The sequence below is a fragment of the Peribacillus sp. R9-11 genome (genome assembly GCF_031345095.1).
Taxonomy (GTDB): domain Bacteria; phylum Bacillota; class Bacilli; order Bacillales; family DSM-1321; genus Peribacillus; species Peribacillus butanolivorans.
This window is the reverse complement of record NZ_CP133763.1, coordinates 353,946-370,484: the sequence shown is the minus strand read 5'-3', so window position 1 is coordinate 370,484 and position 16,539 is coordinate 353,946. Positions and strand designations below refer to the sequence as shown.

The window sequence follows — 16,539 nt, the reverse complement described above, 5'->3', positions numbered from 1 at the left end:
AATGAAGAGAAGCATACGATTTAGTTGGATTTCCACCTTGATACTTGCCCTTTTCCTTACCGGATGTGGAGTAACGGATGACCAGACGGCAAAGGAAAAGAAAGACACTAATAAGACAGAAGAAGTCAAAGCCTATACCGTTACCGATGATACTGGAAAGAAAATAAAATTTGATAAAGTTCCGGAAACAGTAGTTTCACTTCAACCAAGTAATACAGAAATTTTATTTGAACTAGGGCTGGGAGATAAGGTCGTTGGCGTGACCGACTTCGATAATTATCCAGAAGAAGCAAAGGATATTGAACATGTTTCCGATTCGGTGAATATCAATGCAGAGAAAATTATTTCCTTAAAACCAGATGCCATTATTGCTTATACCATTGGTGATGAAACGACGATGAAACCACTTGAAGATGCTGGAATCCCAGTATTCATTATTAAATCCGCGACAAATTTTGATGATGTATATGGGGATATTGGGCAAATTGCTGAAGTCATGGGCGTAGCTGAAAAAGGCGAAGAATTGGTGAAAGATATCCAAACCCAAATTACAAGTGTTGAGGAAAAAATTGAAACATTAGATGAAAAGGAACAAACCTATTTTGAAATTAGTCCAGCTCCAGAAATCTATACAACAGGAGCGGAAACCTTCCAACAAGAAATTCTAAAAACTGCAGGCATTGAAAACATCTTTGCCGACCAAAAAGGCTGGGTTAAGGTTTCAGATGAAGAAATTGTCAAACGAAACCCTAATGCTATCATTACAACTGCTACCTTTGCAGATGATGCTGTTGATGAAATTAAATCCCGTAAAGGCTGGGAAGATATCAACGCCGTGAAAAATGATCAAGTCTATCTACTTGATGAAAATATTATGTCACGTCCTGGGCCAAGGATTGGTGAAGCTGTAGAACTCGCAGCAAAGACCATTTATCCAGACTTATTTAAATAATGCGAAAGAAGGATGTTCCAAAGTTCTTGGATCATCCTTTCCTTTTTTACCTCTGCTTCCCTAAGTCCATCACTACAACCACACACTCTCCTGGAGCAGCTGCCCTCCATCGCTAATCCCTTATATTTCTCTTTTAAGGTCTCCCTTTGCAAATAACGAACCACCTGCTCTTCTTTCATCTTTATGCTAAGATGAATGCAATCTAATCATAAAAAATTCGAGGTAATGATCATGTATAAAAAATTCTTTATATGGGTCTTAGCAGTCGCCCTTCTTTTAGGAATTCTTAAAACCTTTCTAGGTATGTAGCAAAAAAACAGCCGTATGGCTGTTTTAAGAACACAGGTATTCACATACCTTTTAAAGCAATGTGAGAACTTCATTGAAAGTAAAAACACAGCTTATAAAAACATTAGTTTTGAAATTTATTTCGAAGGACCATTTAACTTTAGTTAAATGGTTTCCTTTTTATTTAGGCTCCGTTATACTACATTGTTGTTTTTTCCAAAAAAAGAAGACCACCCGAGTGCCAACTATTTTACATGTTTTATAAGTATAAAAACTTTATGCCCATGAATACGTGACTATTATGGAAAATACATTTCTTTTCCCCATAAAATAGTAACCTTAGACTTTCACTAATCCTTCCAATTATTTTATTAATCAAACGATTGATTAAATTTTAAAAAAACAAAAAAGCCAATATCGTTTAAGTGTTTTCCCTAAAGAGATTGTAGTATTAAGTTGGACTCCACCCGCACTCTTAAAAATACTGTGCGTTACCTGTAATCAATTCTAGATCATAAAAATGTTTATTTTGAAACTGCTCATGAAAACATTTCAGAAAGAAAATCGAAAAAGGACATCCAAATGAAAGGATGTCCTTTTTCCAGCAAATATAATGCTGATTTATTACCTATAGCCGTTGATTAAAACGATCCTTAGGTGAATATGAAACGTTAAAACCGCTAACTTTGAAAAGTATCAAACGGAGCATATCTCTTAACTAGTAATCCCCATGCAGAGTAATCGATATTCTTTAAAGTTCAAAGCTAGAGCCTCACATCATGAGTCCATGTCCTTATATAACTCGTTCCAAGAAATGTTCCACAAATCGATCTGCATCTACTTTTGTACAGACGCGAATCCTTGCCACACCTTCATGTTGACCGATTGTTCTACCTGTCTCTTCTCCTTCAGTCACAACCTTAACGTTCATCCATTCTGTAGTCACAAAACTTGGATCAATCACAACTCCAACTGCGAGTGGATCATGAAGAGCACAACCTCCAATACCCGGATTGAAAGTTTCATAAGACTTCATATAAAATTCGGTCATTTCTGCAAAGAATTGGGCAGTCCCTTTTCCAGTCGAACGCCATTCATCAAGCTTTGATCTTAGTAAAAACGTTTGATGTGTTACATCAAGTCCCACAACGGTGACTGGTATCCCTGAGGAAAACAAATAATCAGCTGATTCAGGATCAGATACGATATTGGCTTCAGCGTACGGCGTTACGTTGCCTGGTACTTTTACTGCACCACCCATTATCACTACCTCTTTAACAAGTGAAATAATTTCTGGTGCTTTTTTAATGGCCAAAGCGATGTTAGTTAATGGTCCAACTGCAATAATCGTTATTTCATGAGGGCGACTTTTCACCTGATTGATTATAAAATCGGTTGCATTTCCCGGTGATGCTGAAATAGTTGGTTCATTCTTAAGTGTATTTCCTAAACCGTCTTCTCCATGAACATGCTTTGGATACTTTTTCTTCATTCCACGCACCAATGTTTGATTGGCTCCTTTATAAACAGGAATATTCTTTTCTACCTTTTCCAAAACTGCCAGCGTATTACGAGTCGATTCAGCTACGGACACGTTACCAAAGCAAGTTGTAAAGCCTAGCACGTCCAATTCAGGAGAGTTTAATGCGTATGCCATCGCTAAGGCATCATCAACCCCAGTATCAACATCAAATATTATTGGTTTCATATATTTTCCCACTTTCTTTTTAAACGGATTACGATGATAGTACCGTTGACAAAATTTCTTATACAAACACTGGATCTTACAATACAGTTACTTTGGAAGCACCCTAGTGATTGGATACATCTACATCCGTTACATCCCATTTTTTCTTTTCTTATGTATTAGAGAAACCGGTTTTCCAACTAAATTTTAGCATTCAATTAAAGGTTATTCCACGGAAAGTTTAAGAATATTTATAATAGACAATTAAAAAGAAAAACAGATAATCCCCACAATTTAGCAGTAAATACATGAAAGAAATGATCCAAAATGGTACAACCTTGTTGGGTGATCCAGTTGGTGAACCTCACCTTTCCGGTTTTCATCTGATTTCTTAAAATATTTAAAGATATTTACTTAAATGTATTCTTGACTAGTAAATACTTATATTGGATTATTAATTCAAAGATATTTATTTAAATTCAATATCCGTGATTTCATTTTTAAAATAGGCCAAATAGTTGAAGGCTATAAATAGATAGATAATATGAGGTTACCAGTATAAAGAAAGTTGTTACATTCTAATTAGTTAATGGATATTCAAGGTGGAAAAAAGATGAAGATGTTAAAGTTAATTGAAGATTATCCTTCTACGTACAAAAAGGGAACAAAGTTCTTTATTATTTCAGATTCAGAGTTCATAGGAGTGAAAAGCTATGTATTACTTTCCGAAGATTTGCGAGGTAAAATCGTGGTATCTGAAGAGGAATTGAAAAATAAATTTGTTTCTATTAATTAGGATTCGTTTATTCTTTTTCTCTTTATACACTTCCCTTTAGCCAGCAATCATTAATTAGTGCATGTAATTATTAAAGTTTAAACTCTTTTAATTCAACATTTTAGGCTCACTTCCTCCCTAAAACATTTTCATCACAAAAAAAACGAGGAATTTTCATGTCCGAAAATCCCTCGTTTTTTCTTATTTCAAATCTTCAATTGAATCAATATCGACATAATCTGGTACGACCAGACCATTTTTTGTTCCTTTTAGATTTGGTCCAAGGTCAACCATGTCATCTTTATACTTATTATAGTATTCAAGATGTGTACCCGGGAGCCATGCAGCCACCATTGCGTCCGCACTTCCGTTTGCAACGCCGGCAAACATTGGTCCGACTTCAACTTGACTTAATGTTACGTCATAACCATTCTGTTCCAGAACCTTGCCAATCACATTTGTGCTGGCAATTTCAGTGTCCCATGCAACATAAACCAGTTTGATTTTTTCACCATTTCCTGATTCAGCACCTTTGGTCCATTCGGATACTTTGTCCTGATTTTCTTTTATCCATTTTTCTGCTGCTTCTGAAGGAGACATACCTTCAGTAACTTTGACCATTACATCTTCCATATCTTTAGTATCCCAGAAGAATTGATCAAGAATTTTATAAGCGCCTGGGGCATCTTGCTCAAGGCCTTTTCTGGCAATCGAATTAATATTTTCAGCCCCGCCAAAGGATTCATTCGGATCTTCGAGATATTTCAAGTCATATTTCGAGAACATCCAATGCGGTGACCATCCTGTAACCACGATTGGTTCTTTTTTATCAATCGCTTTTTTCAATTCAGCAACCATTGCCGCTGAAGACCCTTCAACCAACTTCCAATCATCCAGCTTATAATCATCTATAGCCGTTTTAGTCAACTTCATCAATCCTGCTCCAGGTTCAATTCCGATGATTTCATAATTGGCTTTGGCAGCAAAACTATTTTTATCCCCTTTTACAGCCGTATCTTTTGTAAAAGTACTGAATAGTGCAGTACCCACAACTAGTAGGGCCAGTATTGTAAAAATGATTTTCCGGCTAACGATATGTTCGTAAGCTGGTTTACGAAGGTTTTGCGTGATACGATCGAGTATGATTGCAATGATTACGATGGATAAACCTGCTTCAAATCCTTGCCCAACATTTATTTGGCTAACAGCCCGGTAGACATCCGCCCCAAGTCCGGGTGCTCCAACCAATGAAGCTGTAACTACCATGGATAGTGCCAGCATGATGCTTTGGTTAACGCCTGCCATGATTGTTGGAGTAGCCAATGGTATTTGTACCTTGAATAACTTTTGGCTGCTGGTCGAACCAAAAGCATCCGATGCCTCGATCAAATCATTGGGCACTTCCTGAATCCCAAGATTGGTCATACGGATCGTCGGTGCGATTGCGAAAATGAATGACGCAATGATCCCCGGCACTACCCCTATTCCAAAGAATAATATCGAAGGAATCAAATAAACGAATGCAGGCATCGTTTGCATGAAATCCAAGATTGGGGTAACGATCTTGCGCACCGTTTTATTTTGGGCACACCATATTCCGATCGGTATCCCTATAAGGATGGTTAGGAATCCTGACAATATAACGATAGCCAGTGTTTGAATGCTCGATTCCCAATAACCAAGATTATCGATCAATAGTAAGCTAATAAAAGTAAATATCCCTAATGGCCATCTGCTTGTATAGGTAACCAGAAGGGTTAGGACGATGATTAACACGATGGATGGTCCCGCACTCATTACATCGACCAGGATATCCAATAGACCCTCAATCCCATTCGTAATAAGTGTAAATAATCCAGCAAATACAATAGTTATCCAATCCACTAAAGAATCGACCCAAGCTCCCAGTGGGATTTTCGGAATATTCATTGAATTATTCACTCTCCATTTCATTCAAGGAATCTTTATTACCTGCTAAAGCGCCAATTACGGCCCCACGAAGAAGAATTCCTTTAATTCTATTCTCATCATCAATGACTGATATTGGCAGACTTGAAGTTGCCATCACATCCATAAGGTTTCCAAGCAATTCATCCTCTTTAACAGTTGGGATATCAGTTGTCATTACTTCAGAAATCGATTGGTTATTGCTCATTGCCTGACGAGCCTGTTCAGCAGTCACGGCCCCCAATAACTTCTTCTTTCTATCCACAACAAAAATGCTGGAATACCCTTGTTTACGCATAATTTCCAGCGCAACCCTCGGACCTCTGTCTACTGCGATCTTCTCCGGCCGTATCATCACATGAGAGGCTGTAAGTACCTTAGATAGATCAACATCTTCAACGAACTTCTCGACAAATTCATTGGCTGGATTCATCATGATTTGTTCAGGTGTTCCCAATTGAATCACACTTCCATCTTTCATTAGAGCAATTCTATCTCCAATTCTTAATGCTTCATCAAGATCATGGGTAATGAAAATGATCGTTTTTTTGTACTGATCTTGGATTTCCAGCAATTCATCCTGCATATCTTTACGTATTAATGGATCAAGAGCACTGAAGGCTTCATCCATCAATAGAATATCAGTATCGCTTGCGAGTGCCCGAGCTAACCCAACCCTTTGTTGCATTCCGCCACTAAGCTGTGATGGAAGCTGATTTTCGTAGCCTTTTAATCCAACGGCTTCAAGAGCCTTCATCGCTTTTTCTTGACGTTTTGTTGGATCTACTTTTTGAATTTCGAGCCCAAACTCAGCGTTTTCCAATATCGTTTTATGCGGAAATAAAGCAAAGTTCTGGAAGACCATGCTTATTTTCTTTTGCCTGACTTCTCTTAATCGGGCAGCGTTCATCTTCACGATATCTTCATTCCCAATTAAGATTTCTCCAATTGTTGGATCAATCAAACGATTAAACATGCGGATTAAAGTTGACTTCCCACTTCCGGACAGCCCCATAATGACAAAAATTTCACCAGGGTAAATTTCAAAATTGACATTATTAACACCGACTGTTTGTCCTGTTTCTTTCAATATTTCTTTCTTTGTTTTACCCTGCATCAATAAATCTGTCGCTGCTTTTGGAGATTTGCCAAATATTTTCGAGACATTTCTGACTTCTACATACGGCTTCATCGAGTCACCTCATTCTAATATTTGCCCATATGATATTCAGTTTTGCTGAATTCCCCCGTTTTATGCGAGTAATCAATATAAAAACATAAGTACCTTGAAATAAATGAAAATGGCTATAAACGATACGTCCTATATTTTTCTCTGTCCCGGATCAGTTTTCTTAAAAAAAAGCGGACTTGACTCAGTTTAATGATCGCCAGCTTGCACTAGACACAAAGTGCGAAAAAAAAATTTATAATTCCCATAAGTATATTGCTTGAAACATATATGTGTGATTAATTGAGCATTTTAAGTAGGGAAAAGAGGTGTAATCACATCTGGGGAAACTAGCAGGCACAGCATATACCAACTGAAATATAAATGATTTTCACTTAGAGTTTTCTTTGATCCAATCAATGGACTAAACATCTAACCCCTGAAGTACTTCATAACCTAAACAAAGGAGGAAGTGACGCTTTCACTTAACATAAAGCGCATAGGAAAAAAATTTATATTCCCATAAGTAATTCAATATGTGTCTAATAAATTGAGCATTTCAAGTAGGGAAAAGAGGTACAATTATAACTGAGGAAACTAGCAGACACAGCATATACCAACTGAAATATAAATGGTTTTTCACTTAGAGTTTTCTTTAGTCTTTGCACTTGACTAAACATATAACCCCTGAAGTACTTAATTACCTTAACAAAGAATGAATAGAAATTCAAATGACGTGGGGCGGAAAACTAGCGTATGCATGTTAGAATGGTGCCCCATATAAAAGGGCCACCTACCCTCTGTAAACCCTTATCTATCAACGGTTCAAGCCGTTACCGAAACGTCAAAAGTAATTTCCTGCAAACTTTTTTAAAAAAATGAAATTGTCCCACAAGCGATGGGGACGCTTTGCGGTCACTGTTAAATAAATCTAGTGGGTATTGAGAGGGTCTTTAGGGGTGCACAATGGACCTCATCCGCCTATGTGTCTCCAGAACAACTACTTGCCTACACTCCTTCGTCTAGTCATAAAGAAGAGTCGGCTAAGTTAGACTCAAGGCCGAAAATAAAAAACGAATCAATAACAATGAAGTGAAGTAGTTATTTCTGTGCGTGTAATATGGAAGATGAAGCAAGAGTTTTGAAGCTAAAGAGCGCTCAGGCAAAAAAAACGAACTTACACTTTTAGAAGTTCGTTTTTACTTTTTATGAAGAAACAGATACTTCTATATTAATAGCATTGAATACATTTGTAACACGTGCACCTTTTAACTCAATCCCTTTTCTCTTGGCTGCTTCTTCAATACAAATAGTGACTCCTTTAGCGGTAGCTGTTTCACGCCCTTGTGATCCGCCTAGTACAATAAGTTATTTAAACGAATAAAACCCTAAAGCTAAAACAGATAAATAAGTTAAAACCGTATCCTATTCAATATGATACGGTTCTAACTAATGGCAAGCGCAGTCAATGAAAAGAAGGGCAATTATGTTGTGGATACGGGCACGTTTTGCAGAATTCCACCTTCTACGATCACTTTTCCACTTTTAAGAACAGTATCAACTAGATTTACTGCATAGTTATACTGTAACGTTTGGTAATTTGGTGCATCAAATAAAACAAGATCTGCCTTTTTTCCTACTTCGATACTTCCGATTTGATCAGCTCTTCCAATTGCATGAGCTGCATTAATCGTACAAGCCGTTAAAACTTCTGCTGGTGTCATTTTCATCGTCAAACATGCTAAGTTCATGACAAATGGTAATGACTCAGTAGGAGATGATCCTGGATTGCGATCTGTCGAAAGAGCAACAGGTACACCGGATTCGATCATTTTTCTTGCATCTGCAGGCTTTTCCATAAGAAAGAAAGCAGTTCCTGGTAATAAGACAGCAATCACTCCACTTTCAGCCATTTGCTTAATTCCTTCAGTAGAAGCTTGTAATAAGTGATCTGCTGAAACAGCTCCCACCTTTGCTGCAAGTTCAGCCCCACCAAATTGGACAATTTCATCAGCGTGTATTTTAGGCTTTAATCCGAAGTTCTTTCCTGCCTCAAGAATTCGCTCAGACTGCTCTATCGTAAAGACTCCTTCTTCACAAAAAACATCACAAAACTCAGCTAGGTTTTCTTCGGCAACCTTCGGAATCATTTCTTCGATCACAAGACGCACAAACTCATCTGGGTTTTCCTTATAATCAACCGGAATAGCATGAGCTCCCATAAAAGTAGAAACAAGGTCAATTGGATGCTGCTCGTTCAGCCTTTTCGTTGCTCGAAGCTGTTTCAATTCATCTTCAAGTGTCAATCCATACCCACTTTTAGATTCAACAGTCGTAACACCATATTGTAAAAAACGATTCAACCGTTTCAACGATTCTTCAATTAATTGTTCTTCGGATGCTTCTCTTGTACTTGTTGTGGTCTGAAGGATACCTCCACCGGCTTTTAAAATATCAATATACTTCGCTCCGTTTAACCGCATTTCTAGTTCTTTTTCACGGCTTCCGGCAAATACAAGATGTGTATGGGGATCGATCAACCCCGGGGTTAGGACTTTCCCCGAGGCGTCAATCGTTGATACTTTTCCATCTATAGTTGAAATATATTGTTCAGCTTCGACATCTGACCCAACAAATGTAATCGTTCCACCCTCTATAATAACGCTTCCGTTTTCAATGATACCGATGTCTGACATGGCTTGGCCACGCTTAGGTTCCTTACTGCCACCCTTAACCGTCACCACTTGCGATGCACGTTTAATATACGTAATTGATTTCACGATGCTTTCACTCCTCTTAATCTAATGATGGAATGTTCATACCCTTTTCTTTTGCAGTTTGAATCGCTAAATCATAGCCTGCGTCAACATGACGAACAACACCCATACCAGGGTCTGTTGTTAAGACACGTTCCAGACGTTGTGCAGCATCTTCCGTTCCATCTGCTACAACTACCATACCAGCGTGAAGAGAATAACCCATACCCACACCACCACCGTGGTGAACAGATACCCAACTTGCTCCTGCTGCTGTATTCACTAATGCATTTAAAATAGGCCAATCTGATACAGCATCACTTCCGTCTTTCATTGCTTCTGTTTCACGATTTGGTGAAGCAACAGAACCGGCATCTAAATGGTCTCTTCCAATGACGATAGGTGCTGAAAGCTCTCCAGATGCAACCATGTCATTAATAATTTTCCCGAATCTTGCTCGTTCTCCATAACCTAACCAACAAATACGTGCTGGTAATCCTTGGAACTCAATTTTTTCTCTCGCCATTTTGATCCAGTTACAAAGATGCGTATTATATGAGAATTCGCGTAGAATCACTTCATCTGTTTTGTAAATATCTTCTGGATCTCCTGATAAGGCAACCCATCGGAAAGGTCCTTTTCCTTCACAAAATTGAGGACGGATATAGGCTGGCACAAATCCTGGAAAATCGAACGCATCCTTCACTCCTTCATCAAGCGCTACTTGACGAATATTATTGCCGTAATCGAAAGCGATTGAACCTCTTTTTTGCATATCTAAAATGGCTTGCACGTGTTGGGCCATACTTGCTTTTGATTTTTTTACATACTCTTCTGAATTGTTGTTACGTAAAATTTCCCCTTGCTCTAAAGTAAACCCTACTGGTAAATAACCGTTTAGCGGATCATGTGCAGAAGTTTGATCTGTCACAATGTCTGGGATAAAGTTACGTTTAAGCATTTCTGGAAGAACTTCGGCCGCATTCCCTACTAAACCAATCGAAAGAGGTCTACCTGCATCCTTTGCTTCTTCAGCTAACGCAATCGCTTCATCTAAGTTTTCTAACACGACGTCACAATAACGAGTTTCAATCCGTTTTTCGATGCGTGATCGATCGACATCAATGCCAATCACTACGCCGCCTGCCATCGTAACTGCTAGAGGCTGAGCTCCTCCCATGCCTCCCAACCCTGCTGTTACGGTAATAGTACCTGCTAGATCGCCATTAAAATGTTGATTCGCACATTCAGCAAACGTTTCATACGTACCTTGTACAATTCCTTGACTTCCAATGTAGATCCAACTTCCTGCCGTCATTTGGCCGTACATCATTAATCCTTTTTTATCAAGTTCATGGAATTTATCCCAATTAGCAAATGCTGGCACAATATTTGAATTAGCTAAAAGGACACGTGGTGCATCTTTATGGGTTTTGAAAACAGCAACAGGTTTTCCTGATTGCACTAATAAAGTTTCATTTTCTTCTAAGTCTTTTAAAGTTGACACGATACGATCAAATGCTTCCCAGTTACGTGCAGCCTTTCCGATTCCTCCGTATACAACTAGCTTTTCTGGATGTTCTGCTACTTCTGGATCTAAATTGTTCATTAACATACGAAGAACAGCTTCTTGCACCCACCCTTTAGTGTTTAGTTCTTTTCCACGAGGTGCTCTAATTACTCTTTGTTCAGTTTTCATTTATATTTCCTCCCCTATTAACATGAAAATATCTGAAACTAGATTCTTTGAATTTATAGAAACTAATAATTTCTTAGAAAAAACTATACTGAGACACAATTCATAAAAAGCATCATTTTTTATGAATTTTATGTTTAGGTGTCATAATTACCCTTTGAGAAACCCTATAAAAAAAAAATATTCATGTAATTTTATTAATGCATCAATTGATAATTAACTTCCCGTACGTCCTCTTTTAGTAACTTAGCTAATCTTTCAATATCAAGTGAGAAGATACGATCTTGTGTAATAGTTGGAACAGCTTCTCTTATTTTTGAATAAACTCTTTTTGTCTCAGGTGCTAACTTATTTGAGCCTCTAAAATCTGCAGCTTGAGCAGCACAAATGGCTTCTATAGCAAGGACTTTGCGACTATTCTGAATAATTTGGTAAGCATGACGTGCAGCCGTTGTCCCCATGCTCACATGGTCCTCTTGGTTAGCTGAGGATGGAATAGAATCTACACTAGAAGGATGAGCTAATGTTTTATTCTCTGAAACTAATGATGCAGCAGCATATTGGGTAATCATTAAACCTGATTGAAGACCAGGATCTGGACTTAAAAATGCTGGTAAATCATTTAGTTGAGGGTTTACCAATCGTTCAATTCGTCTTTCAGAAATACTTGCTATTTCTGACATTGCTATACCAAGAAAGTCCATTGCGAAAGCAATCGGTTGGCCATGGAAGTTGCCTCCAGAGATAACCTTTCCACTATCTGAGAATATTAATGGATTATCCGTTGCCGAGTTTATTTCAATGGTTAGTTTCTCTTTTACATAATTTAAAACTTGTTGAACAGCACCATGTACTTGTGGTATGCATCGTAATGAATAAGCGTCTTGTACTCGAATTTGTCCCTGAGTGGTTGTTAATTGACTACCTTCAAGATAAGAAAGAATTCTTCCAGCTACTTTTTGCTGTTCTGGATAAGGTCTTACTGAATGAGATTCTGGAGTGAAAGCGTCAACAATTCCTTGAAGGCCTTCTAATGTTAACGCAGCTATACCATCTGCAAGATCAGCAAGCTCTTGAGCTTCCATATATGCAACTACACCCACAGCTGTCATAGCTTGAGTTCCATTTATTAAAGCTAGGCCTTCTTTTGCTTGTAATTTTATCGGTTCAAGACCTGCTTGCTTTAGTGCTTCTCCCCCTGGCATTTTTTCACCATTGTAAATAGCTTCGCCTTCTCCAACTAATAGTAATGCTAGATGTGATAAAGGAGCCAAATCACCACTTGCTCCTAATGACCCTTGACTTGGAATAACAGGAGCAATATTGTGATTTAAACAATCAATTAGTAACTGCAGAGTTTCCAGACGAATGCCTGAAAATCCTTTTGCTAATGCATTCGCTCTGAGAAGCAGCATAACTTTGCTTACCTCCAAAGAAAATGGCTCCCCAAGGGCACAAGCATGACTTCGAATTAAATTGATTTGTAAGTCAGCTAAATCATCCTTTGAAATTACCGTATCACTAAATTTCCCAAATCCTGTGTTAACACCATAGATTACTTTGTTGTTGATAATACTTTCCTCAACTATATTTCTGCTTTTCTTTATATTTTCTAGAGCATCACTACTAATTTTAACGGAATAACCCTCATGAATAACTTGATGAATTTGATCATACGTTAATGAATTCCCGTCTATTTGAATAAACATTATCATCACTCCTTTATATAATAAAATCACCTTACTTTTTGAAAATAAAAAGGGGGCTATATCAAAAGAGAAATGTATTCCTCTTTTGATATAGCCCCCTATAATCTATTAACTATGGGCTTTAACTATAAGTTTAAACATTGAAATCAATCCTAAATAACTATAAAACCTAAATGACTATATACTTTAAGGTGTACGACTTAAAGTATAACTAGTATGGCACCTAATAATAGTATCGCCTTATCTGAATGTTTTGTCAATTGTTTTTCTAAAAATATTAAAAATTATTTGAAACTTAAATAATTTGGGTCGTTTTTTTATATATGATTAAATCCAAATCCTAATGCATCATGTTCGAATCCTTTTTTTGGAGCACCTATAGTTCCATATACAAATACACTAATCCATTCTCCATTGTATCCAGAAAAGTCAATATTTCCTCTAACAATTGAAAATGTTAAACCAACAGTACGCAAAATATCGCCTAATTGTAGGGTTCCTCTGCTTACTCCTTGCATCGCCTCTAATATTGCATGATAAAGAGCATGAACCTCTCTATACGAATTAGAATTTATTACATTGTTTGTTTTAGCACTCGTCTCAATCGCGGAAACTACTTTAGATAAATCCATGGCACCAACTTTTCCAACTGTATACTGACACCCTCTAGATATAAGTTCTTGTTCAATTTCTTTTACCATTTCAGTATTATGCATGAGAACCAATAAAGAAGTTAATTTCCCCATAGAAAAATTATTGATCTGGCTAACTTGATTATTCATAGATGTCCCTCCCCTTTATTTTCCCTAAGACTCAATAAGTATATACTTTAGGATACATAAGTTGTCAATCTGTATATGACCATACTCATGTGAGCGCATACATAACGATGTTGACAACTATTTATTCAATAGATATAATCTAGTCGATTCTGAAGTTTCAGATAACACAGCCTTTAATGACTGATTTACATTTATAAATACCTAAATTGGAATTAGAAAAAAGAGTATCACTGCATCTTATGTTCAGAATTGTTTCCGAAAGAATAGAACAAATGCGGGCCGAAAAAAAGTATAATTCATCTGAAGATTTTTGAATTATTATTTTGAAATTTTCAATTACTAGATATTTGAGTTACTTTAGAATACTCAAGTAAATAAAACAAGAATCCAATTTAGTTATTAGTGTATAGAATGGAACTTGGCATGAAGAAATCATCGTATTTCTTTTTTGCGAAGTTTTTTTGCTTTTGTGAAATATCTATTTTAATTGGGAAAGGAAATCACGAAGTTGAAAAAGTTGTTTTATGTTTCACTTGCAAATATTGGAGTAACCTATCGTTATATCCAACTCAATCAATTAATGGATGTTTATCTCATTTTCATCCAAAAGCAACATGCAGGAATCATTTTTCTTTAGCACTACACTGAACACTTCGACTTAAGAAAATATAAATACTCTATTCCGGCAGCAGTTATCTTCGTGCCGGCCCGTCCTCTACCTTTGACCACAAATCCTTCGCCTTCTAAAATATCCAAGCGGCGACGGACCTGCTGAGGGGACAAGACAAAGTCCGATTCTTTGCTTTGACTTGATATTAGCTCTCTGCTCGCCGTTTTTCCTTTTTCATTGTATTGCTTGATTACTTCCAAGATGAAAGCACGCTCCTGCATTTCCAGCATACTTTCACATGCGGAATATTCGGACGTCACACTGTCTCCCGCTTGTCCGTGCATGAACGGAAGGTCTCTTTTCGTCACAACATTTCCCTCACAAACCGTCAGCATGTAATCAATTGTGCTTTTCAGTTCCCTTATGTTGCCTGGCCAATTATATTGCATGAAATACTCCAGTACGTCTTGCTCTACCTTTACCCACTTCCCACTCTTTGTGATGAGATGCTTTATCAAAAGCGGAATATCCGCTCTTCTCTCATTGAGTGACGGAATGTAGAGATTGAGTACATTCAGCCGGTAAAACAAGTCTGTTCTGAATGAACCGTCACGCATCTTTCCTTGAAGATCTTTATTCGTTGCAGTAATCACTCGAACATTAATGGGTATAATTCTTCTGCCGCCAATTCTGCGGATTTCCCCCTCCTGCAAAACGCGCAGCAGATGTGATTGAACTGTGAGACTTATGTCGCCAATTTCATCCAAAAAGATAGTCCCGTTATCCGCCAATTCAAATAAACCTTTCTTGCCTCCCCTTTGCGCTCCTGTAAATGTTCCCTCTTCGTAGCCGAACAATTCGCTTTCAAGTAAAGTTTCTGTTAATGCGCTACAGTTCACAGCCAGAAATGGCCCGTTTTTTCGCAATGAATGTTCATGAATAGCATGAGCAAACAGTTCTTTTCCTGTTCCTGTCTCACCCTGAATCAAAATCGGATGCTCTGACAAGGCAAGCTTCTTAGCAATCTGCTTACGATCTTTCATTACATCATCCTCACCGATAATATCATCAAAGCAGTATTTCGTATAAAATCCTTTATTTCGCATTTCTCTTTGTGCTGTCTTTTCTATTTCAAAGGCTTGATGTACACTCTTGAAGGTTACGACAATTGTATTTTCTTTCATCATTTGCAACCGAAAAATTACGACGTCCACGCCGTTTATGTCGAAGAACTTGCTTTCATCCCTACCGTCCATGATGAAATCGGTAATATCCCGGCGATTCATTACATGCTCTAAATACTTATTAACCACATCTTGTGCATCCACATGAAACAATGCCGCAAGCCGATTATTGAATACCGTAATCCGTCCTTCCTCATTAACGACCAATATTCCATCATCGACAGTTCCCAACACATTTTGGATGTGCTCGCTCATCTGCTTGGCATCCCGCTCCGCTAATAACAGCTTACGTTGTAATTCAATGATATTGCTAATATACCTTTCTGAAATCTTAGAGGATATATCCTTGTTCAAACCGCAGCATTCTACAACTTCCAGAATTGTTGTTATATCAAAAAGACGAACGCCTATATCGATTACTTCTTTTATGTAAGAGGGGCACAGATGTATTTCCCCTGGTGAAACGGCAATTTGGACATCCTCATAAAACAATATCCCCTTCCGAAATGGGATAAATTGAACATGATCGACACCAAGCTGATATAAGGATTCAATAAGACTTATAGTGGCATCATCATCATCATTCACCACCAAAACTGCTGAACCATCAGGTATTCTTAAAAGTTTGTCAATGTATTCATGATTAACTGTTCTCTTTCCCACAATTATTTTCTCGGCATTTACGCTATACATTTCATTTGAATTATCATAAGCGGTATCTGATGAATACAAGATAATTCTATCTTCCAGTGACTGTGGCATTCCCTCATCGGTAGCATGGCTTTTAACATGAACATAGTCTCCCAGCAATTGTTCCAGCTGTTCCTGCAAGGCTTGCTTTGTTTTTGCACTTCCCGCTATAAGAGTAAGTGAGGATTTCGACATAAAAACACCTACCTGTCTTTAAATTGGTTCTATTATATCACCAAAAAGAACCAATAATGACCTTAAACTATAACCCAACCCTAAAGTTTTCATAAAAATC

At 37.6% G+C, this 16,539-nt stretch carries 12 protein-coding genes and 1 pseudogene; 3 read left to right on the top strand and 10 right to left on the bottom strand.

Going from position 1 to position 16,539, the window contains the following annotated elements:
* Nucleotide 1 precedes the first annotated feature (1 nt).
* Nucleotides 2-952 (top strand): ABC transporter substrate-binding protein, encoded by a 951-nt coding sequence (locus tag RE409_RS01860; protein WP_201188401.1) that lies wholly within the window; start codon nt 2-4, stop codon nt 950-952.
* On the opposite strand, the gene RE409_RS01855 is transcribed toward RE409_RS01860, so the two are convergent.
* Nucleotides 931-1,131 carry a hypothetical protein gene (locus tag RE409_RS01855; protein WP_207198788.1) on the bottom strand — a complete coding sequence of 67 codons (201 nt, stop codon included), beginning with the start codon at nt 1,129-1,131 and terminating at the stop codon, nt 931-933. The two genes, RE409_RS01860 and RE409_RS01855, sit on opposite strands and share 22 nt — an antisense overlap.
* A 902-nt stretch (nt 1,132-2,033) precedes the next feature.
* Entirely contained in the window at nt 2,034-2,948 is a 915-nt protein-coding gene (locus RE409_RS01850) for a nucleoside hydrolase (protein ID WP_309558413.1), read from the bottom strand.
* Nucleotides 2,949-3,540: 592 nt separating this feature from the next.
* On the opposite strand from RE409_RS01850, the gene RE409_RS01845 reads away from it, so the two are divergent.
* Entirely contained in the window at nt 3,541-3,723 is a 183-nt protein-coding gene (locus RE409_RS01845; protein WP_056523237.1) for a hypothetical protein, read from the top strand.
* Nucleotides 3,724-3,903: 180 nt separating this feature from the next.
* On the opposite strand, the gene RE409_RS01840 is transcribed toward RE409_RS01845, so the two are convergent.
* The 7 genes and pseudogenes from RE409_RS01840 to hutP all read right to left on the bottom strand — a co-directional run bounded on the left by RE409_RS01840 (nt 3,904) and on the right by hutP (nt 13,760).
* Entirely contained in the window at nt 3,904-5,631 is a 1,728-nt protein-coding gene (locus tag RE409_RS01840) for a glycine betaine ABC transporter substrate-binding protein (protein WP_201188397.1), read from the bottom strand.
* A 4-nt stretch (nt 5,632-5,635) separates the two neighbouring features.
* Nucleotides 5,636-6,841 carry a quaternary amine ABC transporter ATP-binding protein gene (locus RE409_RS01835; RefSeq protein ID WP_201188395.1) on the bottom strand — a complete coding sequence of 402 codons (1,206 nt, stop codon included), beginning with the start codon at nt 6,839-6,841 and terminating at the stop codon, nt 5,636-5,638.
* Nucleotides 6,842-8,071: 1,230 nt separating this feature from the next.
* A pseudogene (locus RE409_RS01830) lies at nt 8,072-8,182 on the bottom strand (hypothetical protein); the annotation flags it as partial.
* Nucleotides 8,183-8,301: 119 nt separating this feature from the next.
* On the bottom strand, nt 8,302-9,600 hold the full coding sequence (hutI, locus tag RE409_RS01825) for an imidazolonepropionase (RefSeq protein WP_201188432.1): 1,299 nt from the start codon (nt 9,598-9,600) through the stop codon (nt 8,302-8,304).
* 13 nt (nt 9,601-9,613) lie between these two features.
* Nucleotides 9,614-11,272, bottom strand: coding sequence for a urocanate hydratase (gene hutU, locus RE409_RS01820; protein ID WP_201188391.1), 1,659 nt, complete (start codon nt 11,270-11,272; stop codon nt 9,614-9,616).
* A 194-nt stretch (nt 11,273-11,466) separates the two neighbouring features.
* Complete coding sequence (gene hutH, locus RE409_RS01815; protein ID WP_201188389.1) at nt 11,467-12,978, bottom strand: histidine ammonia-lyase; 1,512 nt, start codon at nt 12,976-12,978, stop codon at nt 11,467-11,469.
* Between the two features lie 317 nt (nt 12,979-13,295).
* Nucleotides 13,296-13,760 carry a histidine utilization transcription antiterminator HutP gene (gene hutP, locus RE409_RS01810; protein WP_053348919.1) on the bottom strand — a complete coding sequence of 155 codons (465 nt, stop codon included), beginning with the start codon at nt 13,758-13,760 and terminating at the stop codon, nt 13,296-13,298.
* Between the two features lie 487 nt (nt 13,761-14,247).
* Between hutP and RE409_RS01805 the strand changes: the two genes are divergently transcribed.
* Nucleotides 14,248-14,397, top strand: a complete 150-nt coding sequence (locus RE409_RS01805; RefSeq protein ID WP_309558411.1) for a hypothetical protein — start codon at nt 14,248-14,250, stop codon at nt 14,395-14,397.
* 2 nt (nt 14,398-14,399) lie between these two features.
* Here RE409_RS01805 and RE409_RS01800 read toward each other — a convergent pair whose 3' ends face one another.
* Entirely contained in the window at nt 14,400-16,439 is a 2,040-nt protein-coding gene (locus RE409_RS01800) for a sigma 54-interacting transcriptional regulator (RefSeq protein WP_309558409.1), read from the bottom strand.
* Between the last annotated feature and the right edge of the window lie 100 nt (nt 16,440-16,539).